1 pseudogene is annotated in these 504 nt (G+C 66.5%); it reads left to right on the top strand.

The window, feature by feature from the left end:
- Positions 1 to 219 precede the first annotated feature (219 nt).
- Positions 220 to 504: pseudogene (locus F6X68_RS33100) on the top strand (hypothetical protein); the annotation flags it as partial.

Genomic DNA, 504 nt, shown 5'->3' on the forward strand with positions numbered 1-504 from the left:
TTGAAAGCGTAGTGAAAGGCTGGATCGGCGTTGCCTGAACCGCACGCGTGCTGTGACCTTTTTCGGACCAATTCTCCATGTTCGCTCCACAATCGCACGGTAGCCTTCATGCTCCTTCTACACGTTGGCGGGCTGGTGGTCAGGCGTATCACTTCAGTGGCAGTGCCCAGGACCGGGCGCGGACTCTCCCTGCAGGCAGTGCTGCGCCCCGGTGCGGTGTTGGCAACCCTGGCCCTGGCCGGCTGCATGTCGGTGCCCGTCCCGGACCTGCCTGATCGCACACCCAGCGCCTGGACCCAGGTACCGCAGGGCCAGGGCGTGGCGGTGGACGCCAGGCAGTGGTGGAAGGTGCTGGCCGACCCGGCGCTGGATGGCCTGGTCGATCAGGCGGTCGCCGGCAATCTCGACCTGCAGCAGGCCACCTTGCGCCTGCAGGCCGTTCGGATCGTCGCTGGCACGTCCGACTCGCGTTTCCTGCCGGAAATCTCCGCCAGCGCCAAGCAG

Source organism: Micromonospora sp. AMSO12t, assembly GCF_008806585.1.
Taxonomy (GTDB): Bacteria; Actinomycetota; Actinomycetes; order Mycobacteriales; family Micromonosporaceae; genus Micromonospora; species Micromonospora reichwaldensis.